The organism is Amycolatopsis sp. NPDC049253, assembly GCF_040678995.1.
Lineage (GTDB): Bacteria > Actinomycetota > Actinomycetes > Mycobacteriales > Pseudonocardiaceae > Amycolatopsis.
Genome location: NZ_JBFAQX010000007.1, coordinates 396,831 through 414,510 on the forward strand (window position 1 = coordinate 396,831; position 17,680 = coordinate 414,510).

Genomic DNA, 17,680 nt, shown 5'->3' on the forward strand with positions numbered 1-17,680 from the left:
GCCACTCCGTCGAGAGCGGTGGTGCGGCGGAAGGCGGAGCTAGTCTTGTGGGCATGGCCTACCGCTCGCCGTTGCTCGAAGCGCCCCGCGCGATCGCCGCGCCCGACGGACACCCCGAGGCGGGAGTTCCGTGGCACTGGGGCGATCCGTTCGCGGAGCAGCGCACCGCCGCCCGCGGCGTGGTCGTGATCGACCGCTCGCACCGCGAAGTCCTGGCCGTTTCGGGCGAAGAACGCTTGAGCTGGCTGCACCTCGTGATCTCCCAGCACGTGACGGAGCTGCCGGAGGGGTCCGGCACCGAGGCCCTCGTGCTCGACAGCCAGGGCCACATCGACACGCACTTCGTGCTGGCGCACCTCGACGGCACCGTCTGGCTCGACAGCGACCCCGGCCCGGTCGCCACGAGCGCGCTGCCCAAGGGCGGCAAGCAGACGTTGCGTGAATACCTCGAAGCGATGAAGTTCTGGTCGAAGGTCGAGATCCGCGACGCCACAACGGAACTCGCCGTCCTCACCGTGCTCGGGCCCGAGGCCGAACGCGTGCTCACCGCGGTCGGCGTGGAGGTCGGCACCGAGCCGTACTCCGTGTCGGCGTTGCCCGGCGGTGGTTTCGCGCGCCGCGTGCCGTGGCCGTCTCGGTCCAGTGTGGACCTTCTCGTGCCGCGCGAAGAGCTCACGCAGTGGTGGCAGCGCCTCACCGACGCGGGCGCACGCCCGGCCGGCAGCTGGACGTTCGACGCGCTGCGCGTGGAATCACGGCACCCGCGCCTCGGCGTGGACACCGACGACCGCACCATCCCGCACGAGGTCGGCTGGATCGGCAGCGCCGCCCACGTGGCGAAGGGCTGCTACCGGGGCCAGGAAACCGTCGCGAAGGTGCACAACGTCGGCCGTCCGCCGCGGTACCTCGCGCTGCTGCACCTCGACGGTTCACCCGAGATCACGCCCGAAACGGGTGACCCGGTGCGCCTCGGTGAACGCGTGGTGGGCCGCGTGGGCACCGTCGTGCAGCACCACGAGCTCGGCCCCATCGCGCTGGCCCTGGTCAAGCGATCCGTGCCCGCGGGCGCGGAACTGCTGGCCGGCCTGGGGAAGGACGACGCGGCGGAGGACTCTGAAAACAACACTGACCGCATCGTTCAGGCCATCGTGGACCCGGACTCCGTGCCGGCTGAGCACGCCGCCCCTGGTCGGGAGGCCGCGCAACGGTTGCGGGGCTGAACTGAACCCGGCGGTAGCATTGTCGGGGAATCTAGAGCAGGATGTGCCCGTGATCGAAGTGCGTCCCGGTGGGCGACGGCGGATCGACCGCGTCCTCGCCCCGGGATACCTCACCGGACTCGGCGACCTGCCGCTGCCGGTGCTGCGCGAACGCCGTGACGAGGCCGCGCAGGAGGAGACCGACCTCTCGTACCTGCGCCGGCTGCTGCACGCGCGGATCGACATCGTGCGCGCGGAACAGCAGCGCCGGTCGTCCGGTGGCGAGAGCAGCATCGTCGACCAGCTCGCCACGATCCTCGCCGACAACGCGCTCGGCCCCGCCACCGGTTCCGGACGCCACCAGCAGCTCGAACCCTCGCGCGCCGGCGAGCACCGTCGCCACGCCGAGGCGCTGATCGGCGACACGGACCTCACCGACGTCGGCACGCTGTCCGACGACAAGCTCGCCTCCGCGCTCGACACGTACGCCGCCGAGGAGTCTTCGGTGTCCACGTTCCGGCGCCAGGTGCAAGGCGTGATGGACACGCTCAACGCCGAGATCGCCGCCCGCTACCAGCGCGGCTCCGCGACCGTCGACGAGCTGCTCGACTCCGAGCTGGGACGCACCGAAGAGTGACGGAACCGGTTCTCGTCGAGGTCGAGCGGTCCGGCCTCGTGGAAAGCGTGCACCGCGGCTCGCTCGTGATCACGGCGCCGGACGGCAGCGTGACGCACTTCGTGGGCGACGTGACGAGTCCGGTCTTCCCGCGGTCGTCGACCAAACCCCTGCAGGGCGTCGGCATGCTGCGCGCCGGCCTGGGCTACGACGGCGCGGACCTCGCACTGGCCTGCGGTTCCCACTCCGGCGAACCCGGTCACGTCGAGCGCGTCGCGGCGATGCTCGTGGCGGCCGGTCTCGACGAGTCGGCGCTGGCCTGCCCGCCGGCCTACCCGCTGCACGAGCCCACGATGCACGCGGCGACCGCGCCGTTGCGCGTCACGATGAACTGCTCCGGCAAGCACGCCGGGATGCTCGCCACCTGCGTCGCCGCGGGCTGGCCGACCGACGGTTACGAGGAGCCCGACCACCCGCTGCAGAAGGCGCTGGCCGACACCGTCGTGGAGCTGACGGGCGAGCCGATCGCCACCACCGGTGTCGACGGCTGCAGCGCGCCGCTGTTCGCCTACTCGCTCACCGGCCTGGCCCACGCGTTCGGCCGGTTGGTGCAGGCGTCGCCGGGGTCCGAGGAGCTGCGCGTCGCCGACGCGATGCGCGCGCACCCGTGGCTGGTCGCCGGCACGGACCGGGAGGACACCGCGCTGATGGGCGCGGTGCCGGGGCTGCTGTCGAAGATCGGCGCCGAGGGCGTGCTGGCGTTCGCGCTGGCCGACGGCACGGCGGTGGCGCTGAAGATGTCCGACGGCGCGAAGCGTGGCTGCGCGCCGCTGGCCGTGGCGGTGCTCGCCCACCTGGGCGTGGACGTCTCCGGCCTCGAAGCCCTCGCGAACCCGCCGGTGCTCGGCGGTGGCCGGCCCGTGGGCCGGCTGCGCGTCAGTTGGAGCGCTCCCTAGCGGCGAGGTCGCCCCAGAACTCGCGCAGCTCTGAGAACAGTTCCGCCAGCTCCTCGACGTTGCCGGTGCGCAGGGCTTCGAGGATGTCGTGGACCTCCTCGGCCGTGGTGTCGGACTCGAGGATCGCGTCGGCGAACAGCTGCACCAGGCCGCCGTAGTCCAGCTCCACCACGGAGTCCGGGTCGAAGCTCTCCAGCCACTGGCGCGTCTGCGACAGCACGCGGCCCGGACCGGAGTCGCCGAACGCGGCCTCGATCAGCTCGGCGGCCTCGGCCGCGCGGGTCAGCGCGTCGGACATCGACGTGCGCCACGACAGCTCGCGCGCCGGATCGTCCTGGCCGGAGCCGAGCACGAGCTTGCGTTCGTCGGGGTCGACGAGGACGAACCACGGCAGCGGCACGGTCCACGTGGTGGTGAGCGTGTGGGCGGCGGCCGTGGTCAGGTCGGCCATCGCGGCCTTCGTGCGCGAGCGGGCGCGGTCGGCCGATACCCCGCCGGCGTCGAGCACGGCGTTCTTCAACGCCGGGGTCGCGTCGCCGAGGAACGTCACCAGCGCGGCGGCCGCGCGGGCGCGCAGTTCGAGCGGGCAGACGAACGGGCCGGCGCCGGGGTGATCGGCCGGCACCTCCGCCGGGTCGAGCACGAGGACGTCGGTCAGCAGGCTCGGCGCGGGCCGCCCGTCGGCGAGCTCCGCGGGCAGCAACCGGGCGGGCGCGGCCGCCTGTGACTTGAGCCACACGGCCTGTTCGCGTTCACCGATCGCGGCCCGGCGCAGCTTCGCCGCCGCGACGGCTTCATGCAGGCGGTCGTCGGGCGGGTCGCCGAGCGCGAGCAGGGGTTCGTACACCCTCAGATACGCCACGAAGGGACGGAGCACCTGAGCATCGTGGCACGCCCACCTGCGCCGATCACCCCCGACAGGCCGGTAACCGGCGTCCGGCGGACACTGTCGCCACCGGCACACCGTGCCACGTCGCATCGAACCCCCGGGACACGGTACGGTGTGACCAGGAAAGAACTGTCGAGACGATGCGGGGCCGCCGATTCCCCCGGCCGCCCCGCCCCTGTGCGAGGGGGTCGAGCCATGGGGCGCGGCCGGGCTAAGGCCAAGCAGACGAAGGTGGCGCGCGAGCTCAAGTACAGCTCCCACGACACCGATTTCGATGCTTTGCAGCGCGAGCTGTCGAGTGATTCCTCGGCCAACAACGGGCACGAGGACGACAACCGGTACGAGGACCCGTACGACGACGGGTACGACGAATACCGGCGTTGAGCAGACGCGATACGCGAGGGTGGAGTCCGGGCACTGCCCGGCACCACCCTCGCGCGTCGCGTGCTGCCCATTTTCTGTGCCTGCCTGACGAAGGAGCTAGCCGGTGACAGACATTCAGCGAGTCGGTGTGGTGGGTGCCGGGCAGATGGGCTCGGGCATCGCCGAGGTGCACGCCAAGTCGGGGTTCGACGTGGTGATCACCGAGGTCAGCCAGCCGGCGCTCGACGCAGGCAAGGCACGCATCGAGAAGTCGCTGCAGCGGGGCGTGAAGAACGGCAAGCTGTCGGCCGAGGACGCCTCCGCGGCGTTGGGGCGCTTGCGCTTCACCACGGACCTGGCCGACCTCGCCGACCGTGACCTCGTGATCGAGGCGATCCTCGAGCAGGAGCAGGCCAAGGTCGACGTCTTCGCCCAGCTCGACAAGCTCGTCTCCCGCACCGACGCGATCTTCGCGTCGAACACGTCGTCCATCCCGATCGTCAAGATCGCCATGGCCACGAGCCGCCCGCAGCAGGTCGTGGGCATCCACTTCTTCAACCCGGTGCCGGTGCTGCCGCTGGTGGAGCTGGTCCCGTCGCTGCTCACGGCCGACGACACGGCCCGCCGCGCCGAGGAGCACGCCGGGGCCCTGGGCAAGACGGTGATCCGCGCCCAGGACCGCGCCGGCTTCATCGTCAACTCGCTGCTGGTGCCCTACCTGCTCTCCGCGATCCGCATGGTCCAGTCCGGCTTCGCGAGCGCCGAGGACATCGACCGCGGCATGGAACTCGGGACGGCCCACCCCATGGGCCCGCTGCGTCTGTCGGACCTCATCGGCCTCGACACGGTCAAGGCCATCGCGGACTCGATGTACGACGAGTTCAAGGAGCCCCTCTACGCGGCCCCGCCCCTGCTCCTGCGCATGGTCGACGCGGGGCTGATGGGCAAGAAATCCGGTCGGGGCTTTTACACCTACTGATCGCTGATCGCTCGAGGTGGCGGTCGGTGGGCCTGACGGCCCGCCGCCGCTTGCCGGCCGGGGGTGCGACCGGTCCCTTCAAGCCGCCTACGCCACGCGAACGGTCCCCTCAAGCCACCACCGCGCCGCGACCGGTCCCTTCAAGCCGCCCACGCCACGCGAACGGTCCCCTGGGTCCGCAAGCCGCCCCGCGTCCGGTCCCACCGATCGGTTGGCGCGCAGCGAGCGGTCCCCTCGAACCGCACGTCGCCATCAGCGCCTCTGCGACAGGACCGTCCAGGCCGCCTCCACAGCGCCATCCCCGATCACGGTTTGAACGACGCTCGCCGAGCCGCTCGGCGCAGGATCGTGAGGATGGCCGGGCCCAGGACCAGGATCGCGACGAGGTTGGTGATCGCGCGGCCCGTGTCCCAGCCGAGGGTGGACGTGAGCACGGTGAAGACGAGGAACCGGTGCAGGTTGGCCCCCAGAGGCGCGCCCGGCACGAAGTCCAGCGCCGACGTGCCCGCGAGGAACGGCCAGGTGAACATGGTCATGGCGAGCCCGTAGAAGTACGCGGCAACCACGCCGTAGGCGGCGAGCAGCGCGATCTCCCAGCGACCTCGGACACCCCGCGGCAGCAGGCCCGCGCCGAGGCCGACCAGTGAAGACGCGAGCATCTGGAACGGCAGCCACGGGCCGACGCCGCCCGTGAGCAGCGCGGAGGCGAAGAGCGAGGTCGCGCCGAGCACGAAGCCGAAGCCGGGGCCGAAGACGCGGCCGGCGAGTACGAGCAGGAAGAACACCAGCTCGATGCCGCCCGTGCCGACGCCGAGGGGCCGCAGGGCCGCGTCGACGGCGGACAAGACGCCGAGCAGGGCCAGTGCCTTCGCGTCGAGGCCGCCGCTGGAGAGCTCGGCGAGGACGATCAGGATCAGCACCGGCAGCGTCGCCATGAAGATGAACGGCGCGTCGGCGGTGTGGCCCGACGGGCGCGTGGACACGAACAGCGGCCAGCAGAACATCGCCAGGCCGAGGACCACGGCGACCACCAGCACCACCACGGTTCGCAGCCGGATCCGGACGGCCGGGCCGAGGAAGTCCGTCACCTCAGCGCCTGCTCGACCTCGGCGACCGTCAGCCACTCCTGCGGCGCCAGGACCTTCGCGACCTGCGGTGCGAACGCCGGCGAGGACACGACGACGTCGGCGGTCGGGCCGTCCGCCACCACCTCGCCTTCGGCCAGCACCACCACGCGGTGGGCGACCACCGCGACGAACTCGACGTCGTGCGTGGCCAGCACCACCGCGACCCCCGAAGAAGCCAGCGAAGCCAGTACCGAGGCGAAGTGCCGCTTCGCCGGGTAGTCCAGGCCGCGCGTCGGCTCGTCGAGCAGGACGACGGGCGGCGCCGCGGTCAGCTGCACGGCCAGTACGAGCGCGAGCCGCTGTCCTTCCGAGAGGTCACGAGGGTTCGCGTCCGGCGAGACACCCGAAACCAGCCGGTCCAGCAGCGCCCGGGCCGTGCCGGCGGCGGCGCCCGATTCGGCGTCGGCCTGCCGGCACTCGGCGGCCACGGAGTCGAGGTACAGCAGGTCGGACGGGGTCTGCGGCACCAGGCCGACGCGCGACCGCGCCACCCGCGGCCGCACCGCAGCCGGGTCCGCGCCGAGCACGTCGACGGTCCCGCCCGAGCGCGGCCCGCTGCCCTGCAACGCCCACAGCAGCGAAGACTTGCCGGACCCGTTGCGCCCCATCAGCGCGACGACCTCGCCCCGGCCCAGCCGCAGGTCCACCCCGCGCACGGCCACTACGCCCCCGTAGCGCACCTGAACCCCCCGCGCGGTGAGCACGTCCTCCGTGGGCACGCCGGCCACGGCGGGGCGGGTCACCGACGAGAGCCGTTCCCGCAACGGCCCGGCCCGCCGGCGCGCGTCCCGCACCGAGAGCGGCAGCGGTGACCAGCCCGCGAACCGGCCGAGCTCCACGATCGGTGGCGCGACGTCGGCGTCCGCGAACACCTCCGCCGGCGGTCCGGACCGCATCGAACCGCCGCCCGGCAGGTAGAGCAGCCGGTCGGCGTACTGCGCCACGCGCTCCATCCGGTGCTCCGCGACGACAACCGTGGTGCCGAGGTCGTGCACCAGCCGCGTGATCGCGGCCAGCACCTCCTCGGCGGCAGTCGGGTCGAGCGCCGACGTCGGCTCGTCCAGCACGAGCACGCGCGGGTGTGCCGTGAGCACGGACCCGATCGCCACGCGCTGCTGCTGCCCGCCCGACAGTGTCCGAAGTGGACGGTCGCGCAGCTCGGCGATGCCCAGCAGGTCGAGCGTCTCCTCCACGCGCTTGCGCATCACGTCGGGCGCCACGGCCAGCTGCTCCATCGCGTACGCGAGCTCCTCCTCGACGGTGTCCGTGACGAACCCGGCGAGCGGATCCTGCCCCACGACCCCGACGACGGACGCCAGCTCACGCGGCGGGTGCGTGGCCGTGTCCAGACCGTCGACGAACACGCGCCCGGCCAGCGTCCCGCCGGTGAAGTGGGGCACGAGCCCGTTGATGGCCCCGAGAAAAGTCGACTTGCCGACCCCGGTGCGCCCGGCCACCAGGCACAGCTCGCCTTCCTCCACCACGAGGTCGACGCCGCGCAGCACGGGCGCGGAAGCTCCGTCGTAGGTGACGGTGACCTGCGAGAACTCGATCACCGCGCCACCTCCGCGACGGGCAGCGGCCGCGGCGCGAGCCAGGCCGGCAGCACCGCGATCAACACGGCCAACGCCGGCAGCAAGGGCAACGTCGGCCAGCTCGGCGGGCTCACCGACGTCACCAGCTGCGCCGGCGGGCAAGCCAGCAGCAGCCCCGCCGACACGACCCCGCACAACACCACCAACGTCTCCGGCAGCCGCCACGGATCGGGCCGGTACGCGGTCCGCTGGATCCGCCGCCCGCCCAGCACGAACCCGGCGGACGCCACGACCAGCCCGGCCACCAGCATCGGCACACCGAGCCAGCTCGACGACCCGTCGAGCACCCCGTACACCCCGACCGCGACCCCGACCAGCCCGGCCAGCACGCAGGCCGCGATCAGCACCCGCACACGCGGCGCGAGGTACCCGCGCCGGCCGTAGCCGCGCGAGTCCATGGCCGCCGCCAGCAGCAGCGAGCGGTCCAGCGCGTCCGCCAGCACCGGCACGAAAACCCCCTTCACGAACCTCAGCCCCCGGCCACGCGCCGCCCGCAGCCGCCGCGCACGCCGCACCCGCTGCACGCTCTCCACCAGCTGCGGCGCCATCGAAAGCGCCACCGTGACGGCCGTGCTCACCTCGGCCAACGCACCCGGCACGGCCTTGAGCAGGCGTTTCGGGTTCGCCAGCGCGTTGGCGGCGCCGACGCAGAGCACGATCGCCGCCAGCCGCAGCCCGTCGTAGAAGCCGCCGAGCAGCTCCTCGGCCGACGTCGGGCCCAGCAGCTCGATCCCGGCGGCCGCGGCGGGCAGCGGGATCGTCGGCAGCGTGAACAGCACGTGGCCGCCGTCCTCGCCGCCGATGAGGATGCGGAACAGCACACGCGACACCACGATCACCCCGGCGACCAGCGCGTACACGCGAAAAGCCAGCGCCCACGGCGCGTCTCCGCGACGGTTCACGACCACGAACCCGGCCACGGCGATCACCAGCGCCAGCAGCAGCGGGTTGGTGGTGCGGCTGGCGGCGACGGCGAGCGCGAGCGCCCACACCCACCACGCACCCGGGTGCAGAGCCCGCGCGTTACCGGGCAGCACGCCCGCGCCGCAGCCCGACGACCACGCCCGCGACGACGAGCACCGCGATCACGACGAGCCCGATCACCAGGCTCCACGGGAAGCCGCTGCCGCCGGAATCCGTCGACGCGGCGGCGGGAACAGGTGCGTTGGCCTTGCGCACCGGCGCCACCCGCGGCGGCGGGTAGTCCTGGAACGACTTGTTGTGCGCGAACGACCAGCCCTCGAAGCTCCCCGCCGGCGGCTTCCAGCCCTGCACACCGACCTGGCTCGACGCCCACTTGCCGCCGTCGGTCGCCGTCCAGAAGCTCCACGACGCGCTCTCCGGCGGCATCCCCGAACACGACTGGTCGGCCGGTTTGCCCTCGATCTTGCAGATCAGCGCCAGGCCGTACTTGCCGACGCCCGCGATGTCGAGGCCGGCGTTCTGCATCGCCGCCACGCCGTCGGCCTGCGGCCCGGGCGCGCAGCGGATCAGGGTGTCGCCACCGAGGTCCTGGAAGTCGACGACCACGGTCACGCCGTTGCCGTCCGGGCAGTAGCCCGCGGTGCCCTTCCCGGGCACGGTCGCGGTGGCGGGACTCGCGCCGGACAGACCGGCGGTGACCAGGAGCGCGGCCACGGCAAGCATCCGGACCGGAGACACACGGAGCAGGGCAGGGATTACTGATCCGGCCAAAAGTAGGCCGACCCTCACGCGGCGCGTAACCGTTACTACGAAGCCATTCGGCCGTGACTGTGGTCGGATTGGTAATGGTCGGCACAAAAACCGCATCGTTGATGAAACCTCGCATCGAGTCGGACCACGGCGGGCGATCCGGCTCACGGCCGCGCGGGCGGCCGCTCACGGTTGCGGGTCAGCGCCGGATTCCCACCGGCTTCCCCCGATCGTGGTGTACAGCTGACCGACGTTAACCCACCGGAGGTACCCGCCGGAAGCGGCGCCGGACACACCTACACTTCCGGGCGTGGACGTCGGACAGCTGCGCATCGGCCTCGTCGGAACCGGTCCCTGGGCGACGACGGTGCACGCGCCGGGCCTGGCCGAGCACCCCGGCACCGAGCTCACCGCCGTGTGGGCGCGCCGCGTCACCAGCGCCCGTCCGCTGGCCGAGGCCCACGGCGCGGTCGGCACCGACGACCTCGACGAGCTGTTCTCCCTGGTCGACGCCCTCGCCTTCGCGGTGCCGCCCGCCGTGCAGGCGGAGATCGCGACGCGCGCGGCCGAGGCCGGCAAGCACCTGATCCTCGAGAAGCCCATCGCCGCCGACCTGGCGAGCGCACAGCGGCTGGCCGACGCCGTGGACAAGGCCGGCGTCGCGTCGCTCGTGATGCTCACGCTGCGGTTCTCCCAGCAGACGCGCGAGTGGCTCGACGGTCTCGCCGCCTCGGGCGGCTGGCGCGGCGGGGGCGCGCGCTGGCTGTCGGGCGCGCTGCTCGGCGGGCAGTACTCGACCTCGGCCTGGCGCCTCGACGCGTCCGGCGGCGCGCTCGCCGACATCGGCCCGCACGCGTTCGACCTGCTCGACGCGGCCCTCGGCCGCATCACCGACGTGCTCGCGGCCCACCGGGGCCCCGACGACCTGTGGCAGCTGATGTTCGCCCACGAGGGTGGTGCCACGAGCACCGCGACACTGTCGCTGCGGCTGCCGGTTCAGCCGACCGTGGTCGAGGTCGCGGTCTACGGCGAGCACGGCTACCGGACACTCGGCCGCAAACCGGGCACCGCCGGGGAGTCCTACACGGCCCTGCTCGACGACTTCGCGGCCATGGTCGCGAGTGGCACGACGACGCATCCGTGCGACGTCCACCGTGGCCTGCACCTGTCCGCGCTCATCGAGAAAGCGCGCGAGCTCGCCGGGTAGTACACAGGCTCGAACCCTTGTTTTCCGTTGTGGAACAAGGCTTTTCGCCAAGTCGGCGAAATCCTTCCACAGGGTTGTCCACAGCATCCACTATGGACGGTCCGCGCCTCGACCGAACCACGGGAAGCCGTTTCGCGCCACCGGAAAGATCACCGAATAGTGCGGCCCGCTGAGCATGCCGACTCGAACCGGCAATGCGAAGGTTGATCTTGGAAGGGCGGGAAGAAGCAGTTCAGAGGGGTTCGAGAAGGGAAGCGCATGGGTGCCTTGCTGCGCGCTTTCTGGGGGATCATCCCGATCACGGCCATCGCGGTGCCATACGCGCTGCTCTGCTGGCCCTTGCTCGCCGCGCGGAGGCGGCGAAGAAACAGCGGCATCAGCCTGGGCCACGCCTCGGCGACCGCGGCCGTCGACGTGACGGCGGTGACCATCGGCGCACTCGTGCTCTGCCTGGTCATCATGCCCGTCGGCACCGCTTCGGGGAGCACCCTCGACCTCGTGCCCGGCGCCGACCTCTCCGCCGCGCTGTCCGACGACGGATCGCTCTGGCAGGTCGTCGGCAACGTCCTCCTCCTGTGCCCGCTGGGCGCGCTCGTGCCGCTGCGCCTGCGCCGGCTGCGTTCGCTCAGCCGGATCGCGCTCACCGCCCTGAGCGCGTCCGTGCTGGTGGAGGCCACGCAGTTCCTCATCCACAGCGGCCGCGTGACCTCGACCGACGACGTGCTGCTCAACACCATCGGCGCCACGCTCGGCGCCGCACTGACCCGCCGCGGCTGGCGCTACTTCGACGTGGTGCCCGTGGTCGCGATCCCGCAGCAGGTGCGGCGGACCGTCTGCAACGCGCCCGTCCGCCTGCGGGTGCCGCGCTCGGTGTGGGACACGCGCTACGCCGGGATCGGCCACCCGGAACGGCGTTGAAATAAATCGGTTGCCCTTGCTGGGACACTGAAAGCTCTCGGATCTTCGGACGAAGGAACGCCTATGTTTGCCGCCGCTGCTCGCGACGGCCGAGGTCAGGCCTGACGCGAGCCCGTCAGCCGTCCTTCCCACGCCCTGCCCTCCTCGGCAGCGCGCGTGGGTTTCCTTCGACCCCGAAAGGGATCACCCAGCATGTCCGCCCTTCAGGCGTATGTCCGTGCCACCGCGCCCCGAGGCCGTGCCGTCGAACGGATCGGCCCGTTCCTCGCGACCTTCTCCCGCACCAGTGAAAACCCGATGCTCAACTACGCGATCCCCGACGACGGCGCCGCGCCGTCACCTGCGGAGATCACCGCACTGACCGAGGCGTACGCGGGCCGCGGCCTGCAGCCCCGGCTGGAGTTCTTCACCGAAGCCGCGCCCGACCTGGAGAACCTCCTCGTCGCGAGGGGGTACTCGCTCGAGCGGCGCATCCCGCTCATGACCTGCACCCCGGCCGACTTCGTGGACCGCCCGGCACCCGCCGGGATCGTGCTCCGGGCGCCGGAGACGGACGCCGACCTGCGCAGCCTGCGTTCGGCGCAGAACGTGGCCTTCGGCGCGTCTCCCGACGTGTCCGACGCGGAGCTGGCGAGCACCCGCTCGTTCGGCGACCGTGCCGTGCGCGCCGAGGACACCGCGACCGGCGCGGTGATCGGTGGCGGGTTCGCGCTGGACATCGTGGACGGCGCGGCCGAGATCGCCGGCATCGCCGTCGCCGAGGCCTACCGCCACCGCGGAATCGCGTCGGCGATCACGGCGTACCTCACCCGCCTGGTCCACGAGCGAGGCGGCCCCACGGCCTTCCTCACCCCAGGCGACGAGGGCATCGCCACGGTCTACCGCCGCGTCGGCTACCGGCCGGCCGGCGAGTGCGTGCACCTGTCGGTGAGCTAGTCGTCGAACCGGCCGCCGCGGCCGCGTTTCACGTCGCTGCGGCGTTTCTTCGCCGCCAGGCGGCGTTCCCTCGAACCCCGGGAGGGTTTGGTGGGACGCCGCTTAGCCGGCGGCGGCGCGGAAGCCTTGAGCAGCAGGTCGGCGAGGCGTTCGCGGGCGGCGTCGCGGTTCTGCAGCTGCGAACGCTGCTCGCTGGCGGCGATGGTGATCACGCCGTCGACGAGGCGACCCGCCAGCCGCGCCACGATCCGCTCGCGCAACGACTCCGGGATCACCGCCGACCGCGCGACGTCGAACGAGAGCTCCACGCGCGAGTCGGTGGTGTTCACGCCCTGCCCGCCCGGTCCGGACGACCGGGAGAAGCGCTCGCTCAACTCGGCCGCCGGAATCACGAACCGGGAGCCGACCACCACGTCCTCTGCCACTGATGCCACGCTGTCCAGTCTCCCAGCCGCGACAACCGCGTTTCTAGAACCGCGGGTGGTCGCCCGAGAGCACGGCGCGCGGGCCGTCGGGGTCGTCGGCCGGCTGCACGTCGCCGAGAATCCACGCCGGCACGTGGCGCGCGGTCAGCACGGCCAGCGCCCGGTCGACGTCCTCCGCCGACACGATCGCGACCATGCCGACGCCCATGTTGAACGTCTTCTCCAGCTCGGCCCGCTCGACCTTGCCGCGCTGCCCGATCAGCGCGAACACCGACGCCGGCGTCCACGTGCCGCGCTCCAGCCGCGCGACGAGGCCCCGCGGCATCACGCGCGCGAGGTTCGCCTCGAGGCCGCCGCCAGTGATGTGCGCGAACGTGCGCACCTCGGTCTCGGCGGCCAGCGCCAGGCAGTCCTTGGCGTAGATCTTGGTGGGCTCCAGCAGCTCTTCGCCGAGCGTGCGGCCGAACTCCTCGACGTGCCCGTCGAGCGGCATGCGCGCGATGTCGAGCAGCACGTGGCGGGCCAGCGAGTAGCCGTTGGAGTGCAGGCCCGAGGAGCCCATGGCCAGCACGACGTCGCCGGGGCGCACCTTCTCCGGCGTGAGCAGCGCGGACGCCTCGACCACGCCGACGCCGGTGGCCGAGATGTCGTAGTCGTGCTCGCCCATCAGGCCCGGGTGCTCGGCCGTCTCGCCGCCGAGCAGGGCGCAGCCGGCCTGCACGCAGCCCTCGGCGATGCCGCCGACCAGCGCCGCGATCTTCTCCGGGACGACCTTGCCGACGGCGATGTAGTCCTGCAGGAACAGCGGCTCGGCGCCGGTCACGACCAGGTCGTCGACGACCATGGCCACCAGGTCGATGCCCACGGTGTCGTGCTTGTCCAGCGCCTGCGCGACCGCGATCTTGGTGCCCACGCCGTCGGTGGACGACGCGAGCACCGGCTCCTTCCACTTGTCCAGCTTCAGGGAGAAGAGCCCGGCGAACCCGCCGACGCCACCGCGCACCTCGGGGCGGGTGGCGCGCTCGGCGTGGGGCTTGAGCAGCTCGACGGCCTGGTCACCGGCTTCGATGCTGACACCGGCGGCTGCGTACGTGGCGCTCGTGGACTCGCTCACGGAAGCGGACTCCCTACTGGACAATTCGGACTAGGGACGCCGGACGGCGTCTTCGGCACCGTACCCGGCCGGGCTGACCGGAGTCGCTTTGCCATTGACCGAATCCATGCTTTCCAGCAGGTGCTTGCCGATCAACGCGTCGTCCGGCAGGTCGATGGGGTATTCGCCGGAGAAGCACGCGGTGCACAGGCGCGACTTCGGCTGCTCCGAGGCCGCGACCAGGCCGTCGAGCGAGATGTAGCCCAGCGAGTCGGCTCCGATCGAGCGGCGGATGCCGTCGAGGTCGACGCCGTTGGCCACGAGCTCGGCGCGCGAGGCGAAGTCGATGCCGTAGAAGCACGGCCAGCGCACGGGCGGCGAAGCGATCCGCACGTGGACCTCGAGCGCGCCGGCCTCGCGCAGCATGCGCACGAGCGCGCGCTGGGTGTTGCCGCGCACGATCGAGTCGTCGACCACGACCAGGCGCTTGCCGCGGATCACGTCGCGCAACGGGTTGAGCTTCAGCCGGATGCCCAGCTGGCGGATCGTCTGCGACGGCTGGATGAACGTGCGCCCGACGTAGGCGTTTTTCACCAGGCCGGTGCCGTACGGGATGCCCGAGCCCTGCGCGTAGCCGATCGCGGCCGGCGTGCCGGACTCCGGCACGGGCATGACCAGGTCGGCGTCGGCGGGGTGCTCGCCGGCGAGCCGGCGGCCGATTTCGACGCGGGTGGCGTGCACGCTGCGGCCGGCGATCGTGGTGTCGGGGCGGGCGAGGTAGACGTACTCGAACACACAGCCCTTGGGCTCCGGGTTCGCGAAGCGCGACGAGCGCAGGCCTTCCGCGTCGATGGCGATGAGCTCGCCCGGCTCGACCTCGCGCACGAACGACGCGCCGCAGATGTCGAGGGCGGCCGTCTCGCTCGCCACGACCCAGCCGCGCTCCAGGCGGCCGAGCACCAGCGGGTGCACGCCGTGGGGGTCGCGGGCGGCGTAGAGGGTGTTCTCGTCGGCGAAGACCAGGCAGAACGCGCCCTTCAGCGTCGGCAGCAGCTCCATGGCCGCGGCCTCGATGCCCTTGTCGGCCGCGTTGGCGGCGAGCAGGCCGCAGACGAGGTCGGAGTCGCTGGACGAGCCGGTGAGGCCCGCGTGCGGCTTGAGACCGGCGGCCATCGTGCGGTCGCGCAGCTCGGCGGTGTTGACCAGGTTGCCGTTGTGCGCGAACGACAGGCCGCTGCCGGTGGCCGTGGTGCGGAAGATCGGCTGCGCGTTCTCCCAGATCGTGGCGCCGGTCGTGGAGTAGCGGCAGTGCCCGACGGCGATGTGGCCCTGCAGGGACTGCAGCACCTGCTCGTCGAATACCTGGCTGACCAGGCCGAGGTCCTTGAAGACCACGATCTGCGAGCCGTCGGAGACCGAGATGCCGGCCGCCTCCTGCCCGCGGTGCTGCAGCGCGTACAGGCCGTAGTAGGTCAGCTTGGCGACCTCTTCCCCGGGAGCCCAGACGCCGAAGACGCCACACTCCTCGCGGGGTTCCGGTTCGGGCTGGTCAGGACTGGCGGAGGGGTCGGAAACCACCGAGGTGCTCCCAGGAAGACGTGGGCGGGCCAAGTCCAAGTGTAAGGGGTGTTAAGGCGGGTCACGCCGTGCGCGACGTGGTTCTCCCCACTTCACGGGCCCGCCCGCGAGAGCAGTGCTCGCGTTGTGGATCTTGGTTCTCGGCCCCGAACGTGAACCAGGCCCCGCACGACGTGGCTGTCCACGTCGCACGGGGCCTGAAGATCAAGGGTGTTTCAGCGGGCCGCGAGCCACTTCGAAGTGCCGCCGCGCCCGGGCACCCAGCACCCCTTGGCGGGGGCGAGCGCCTTGACTTCCTCGTCGGGGAGCGCGAGCACTTCGGTCAGCACCTCGGCGACTTCACCGCGACGGCGCCACAGCCACTTCTCGGGCTCGAAGACGTTGTCCTCCGTGCCCGGCACGCGCGTGGCGATCGCGTCGTCCTCGGCGTTGAGCCGGACGACGTCCACCACGTTGTCGTGGACCCGGACGCCGACCACGGCTTCGAACTCGCCGTTCGCGTCCGTCTGGTGCACGAACCGGTAGCCGCGGCCGATGAGCTCCTGGAGACCGGTTTCGACGGTCTCCAGCGCGTCAGCCGAGGACATCGTCGAATTCGCCGTCCTTCGCGCCGGCGAGGAACGCGGCCATCTCCGCGCGGGTGTACACGAGCGCCGGGCCGGTCGGGAAGCGGGAGTTGCGCATCGCGATCTCGCCGGAAGCCAGCGGAGCGACCTCCACACAGTTGCCCACAGCGCCGCTGTAGCTCGCCTTGCGCCACTGGGCGCCGGTCAGACGGTCGGCCGGAATGCCGTTCTCGAACCGCTCAGCCATGATCCCCACCTTCCGGGACGGTGAAAAGCTCAGGAATCTGCACGTGCATCTACCTGCGATGGGGACGCTAGCACGCGCTCATGCAACGGTAAATGCACGTGCAGAAGTTTTTGCAAGTTTCTCACTGCGTGACGACAAACTTCAGTAGAAAGTCCCGGTCGGGCGATTACATCACCACTCGAAGGGGTGAAAAACTACACTGCGTCGCTGTTGACGCCGGGAAGGTCGCACTGAGCGAAACCCGACAAACCGGCGATCTCAGCGGGTGAGCAGCCGCGACGGCGGGTGAGCGTCAAAATTTCAGCGCCGGCCGGTGCGCGGCCGCGTGGGCGCCTCGACGCCCCGAGAGAGTGGCACGGCGCCCGCACACCGGCAGCGAGGCCGAGGACCGATCAGGGGCTCAGGCAGACCACGAAACGGTGCGGCTCAGATCTCCGCGCGCCGCTTCGCCAGGCGGGCCCGGCTGCGTTCCGGGGTCTCCGCGTCGACGGCCAGCAGATCGAGCGCGCGGCCGTACTTTTCGATCTCGTCGCGCTTGTCCAGGTAGTGGGCGCCCGTCAGATACTCGACGTAGGCGATGTTCGGCAGTTCCGATTCGGCGAAGCGCAGGAGCGCGAAGGCGTGCTCGGCCGAGAGGCCGCTGCGGCAGTACGGGAGGACCTGCACCGACACGTGCGGCAGCGTGGTGACCTCGAGCAGGTACTCGAGCTGCTGCTTGAACACCTTCGGCCCGCCGATCGGCCGGTAGAGCACCGACTCGTCGAGCACCGCCCACACGCGCGGCGCGTCGGGCCTGGCCAGCATCTTCTGGCGGCGCATGCGCAGGGCCACGAGCTGGTCGACCTTCTCGTCGGCCATCTCGGGGCGGCCGTGGCTGAAGATCGCGCGGGCGTAGGGCTCGATCTGCAGCAGGCCGGAGACGAACAGCGGTTCCCAGATCTGGATGCGCGACGCGGCTTCTTCCAGGCCGACGAGGTCGGTGAACCAGCCGGGCACGGTGTCGCCGAACTTGCGCCACCAGCCGGCCTCGTTCGACTGCTTGACCATGTCGAGGAAGGCGCGGCGCTCTTCTTCGTCGGCGACGCCGTACATGGTCAGCAGGTCGGCGACGTCGCGTTCCTTGAAGCCGACGCGGCCGAGCTCGAGGCGGGAGATCTTGGACTCGGAACCACGGATGTTGTAGCCCGCTTGCTGACGCGTGATCCCGGCTTCCTCATGCAGCTTGCGCAGCTGCGAGCCGAGGATCATCCGGCGCGCAGTCGGGCCGAGGCTCTGCTCGCCACCGGACGCGTTCACCGCGTTCATGACCGGG

The 17,680-nt window shown here is 71.6% G+C and carries 19 protein-coding genes and 1 riboswitch; of the genes, 8 read left to right on the forward strand and 11 right to left on the reverse strand.

Translation table 11 applies throughout. The features are described from left to right. The first annotated feature begins 53 nt into the window (after positions 1-53). The 3 genes from AB0K15_RS19555 to AB0K15_RS19565 are packed head-to-tail and all read left to right on the forward strand — an operon-like array spanning position 54 to position 2,771. The gene (locus tag AB0K15_RS19555) at positions 54-1,220 is read left to right on the forward strand and encodes a folate-binding protein (protein ID WP_364051897.1); all 1,167 of its coding nucleotides are present in this window, start codon (positions 54-56) and stop codon (positions 1,218-1,220) included. A 49-nt stretch (positions 1,221-1,269) separates the two neighbouring features. Further along, the gene (locus AB0K15_RS19560; protein ID WP_364051900.1) at positions 1,270-1,836 is read left to right on the forward strand and encodes an aerial mycelium formation protein; all 567 of its coding nucleotides are present in this window, start codon (positions 1,270-1,272) and stop codon (positions 1,834-1,836) included. Beyond that, the gene (locus tag AB0K15_RS19565) at positions 1,833-2,771 is read left to right on the forward strand and encodes an asparaginase (protein WP_364051903.1); all 939 of its coding nucleotides are present in this window, start codon (positions 1,833-1,835) and stop codon (positions 2,769-2,771) included. Before AB0K15_RS19560 ends, AB0K15_RS19565 begins: the two co-directional genes overlap by 4 nt. Here the strand turns inward: AB0K15_RS19565 and AB0K15_RS19570 are convergent. Then, a complete protein-coding gene (locus AB0K15_RS19570; protein WP_364051906.1) occupies positions 2,752-3,648 on the reverse strand; it encodes a hypothetical protein in 897 nt (298 codons plus the stop codon). The genes AB0K15_RS19565 and AB0K15_RS19570 overlap by 20 nt on opposite strands. A 207-nt stretch (positions 3,649-3,855) precedes the next feature. Here AB0K15_RS19570 and AB0K15_RS19575 point away from each other — a divergent pair, with 207 nt between their 5' ends. After that, a complete protein-coding gene (locus AB0K15_RS19575; RefSeq protein WP_360597910.1) occupies positions 3,856-4,044 on the forward strand; it encodes a DUF3073 domain-containing protein in 189 nt (62 codons plus the stop codon). A gap of 103 nt (positions 4,045-4,147) precedes the next feature. Next, positions 4,148-5,002, forward strand: coding sequence for a 3-hydroxybutyryl-CoA dehydrogenase (locus AB0K15_RS19580; protein WP_364051909.1), 855 nt, complete (start codon positions 4,148-4,150; stop codon positions 5,000-5,002). 305 nt (positions 5,003-5,307) lie between these two features. Here the strand turns inward: AB0K15_RS19580 and AB0K15_RS19585 are convergent, their stop codons facing one another. From AB0K15_RS19585 to AB0K15_RS19600, 4 genes are read right to left on the reverse strand one after another with little or no spacing between them, the layout of a single operon-like run. Further along, the gene (locus tag AB0K15_RS19585) at positions 5,308-6,090 is read right to left on the reverse strand and encodes an ECF transporter S component (protein WP_364051912.1); all 783 of its coding nucleotides are present in this window, start codon (positions 6,088-6,090) and stop codon (positions 5,308-5,310) included. Continuing rightward, a complete protein-coding gene (locus tag AB0K15_RS19590) occupies positions 6,087-7,685 on the reverse strand; it encodes an ATP-binding cassette domain-containing protein (RefSeq protein WP_364051915.1) in 1,599 nt (532 codons plus the stop codon). Before AB0K15_RS19590 ends, AB0K15_RS19585 begins: the two co-directional genes overlap by 4 nt. Then, positions 7,682-8,758, reverse strand: a complete 1,077-nt coding sequence (locus tag AB0K15_RS19595) for a CbiQ family ECF transporter T component (protein WP_364051985.1) — start codon at positions 8,756-8,758, stop codon at positions 7,682-7,684. The genes AB0K15_RS19590 and AB0K15_RS19595 overlap by 4 nt, the downstream gene beginning before the upstream one ends. Further along, positions 8,748-9,371: a hypothetical protein gene (locus AB0K15_RS19600; RefSeq protein WP_364051988.1), complete on the reverse strand. Its 624-nt coding sequence runs from the start codon at positions 9,369-9,371 to the stop codon at positions 8,748-8,750. The genes AB0K15_RS19595 and AB0K15_RS19600 overlap by 11 nt, the downstream gene beginning before the upstream one ends. Positions 9,372-9,529: 158 nt before the next feature. Continuing rightward, positions 9,530-9,665, reverse strand: a riboswitch (cobalamin riboswitch). Positions 9,666-9,708: 43 nt separating this feature from the next. On the opposite strand from AB0K15_RS19600, the gene AB0K15_RS19605 reads away from it, so the two are divergent. From AB0K15_RS19605 to AB0K15_RS19615, 3 genes are all read left to right on the forward strand, one after another. Then, positions 9,709-10,605: a Gfo/Idh/MocA family oxidoreductase gene (locus AB0K15_RS19605; RefSeq protein WP_364051918.1), complete on the forward strand. Its 897-nt coding sequence runs from the start codon at positions 9,709-9,711 to the stop codon at positions 10,603-10,605. A gap of 258 nt (positions 10,606-10,863) precedes the next feature. Next, entirely contained in the window at positions 10,864-11,523 is a 660-nt protein-coding gene (locus AB0K15_RS19610; protein ID WP_364051921.1) for a VanZ family protein, read from the forward strand. Positions 11,524-11,715: 192 nt separating this feature from the next. Beyond that, complete coding sequence (locus AB0K15_RS19615; RefSeq protein ID WP_364051924.1) at positions 11,716-12,459, forward strand: GNAT family N-acetyltransferase; 744 nt, start codon at positions 11,716-11,718, stop codon at positions 12,457-12,459. On the opposite strand, the gene arfB is transcribed toward AB0K15_RS19615, so the two are convergent. From arfB to AB0K15_RS19645, 6 genes are all read right to left on the reverse strand, one after another. Continuing rightward, complete coding sequence (gene arfB, locus AB0K15_RS19620; protein WP_364051991.1) at positions 12,456-12,884, reverse strand: alternative ribosome rescue aminoacyl-tRNA hydrolase ArfB; 429 nt, start codon at positions 12,882-12,884, stop codon at positions 12,456-12,458. The two genes, AB0K15_RS19615 and arfB, sit on opposite strands and share 4 nt — an antisense overlap. A gap of 43 nt (positions 12,885-12,927) precedes the next feature. Continuing rightward, complete coding sequence (gene purM / locus AB0K15_RS19625) at positions 12,928-13,998, reverse strand: phosphoribosylformylglycinamidine cyclo-ligase (RefSeq protein WP_364051927.1); 1,071 nt, start codon at positions 13,996-13,998, stop codon at positions 12,928-12,930. Positions 13,999-14,028: 30 nt separating this feature from the next. Next, complete coding sequence (gene purF / locus AB0K15_RS19630) at positions 14,029-15,555, reverse strand: amidophosphoribosyltransferase (protein ID WP_360597929.1); 1,527 nt, start codon at positions 15,553-15,555, stop codon at positions 14,029-14,031. Positions 15,556-15,770: 215 nt separating this feature from the next. Beyond that, positions 15,771-16,142, reverse strand: coding sequence for a hypothetical protein (locus AB0K15_RS19635; protein ID WP_364051930.1), 372 nt, complete (start codon positions 16,140-16,142; stop codon positions 15,771-15,773). Beyond that, positions 16,129-16,368 (reverse strand): DUF397 domain-containing protein, encoded by a 240-nt coding sequence (locus AB0K15_RS19640; protein ID WP_220245081.1) that lies wholly within the window; start codon positions 16,366-16,368, stop codon positions 16,129-16,131. The genes AB0K15_RS19635 and AB0K15_RS19640 overlap by 14 nt, the downstream gene beginning before the upstream one ends. Positions 16,369-16,794: 426 nt before the next feature. After that, a complete protein-coding gene (locus AB0K15_RS19645) occupies positions 16,795-17,673 on the reverse strand; it encodes a helix-turn-helix transcriptional regulator (protein WP_364051994.1) in 879 nt (292 codons plus the stop codon). Between the last annotated feature and the right edge of the window lie 7 nt (positions 17,674-17,680).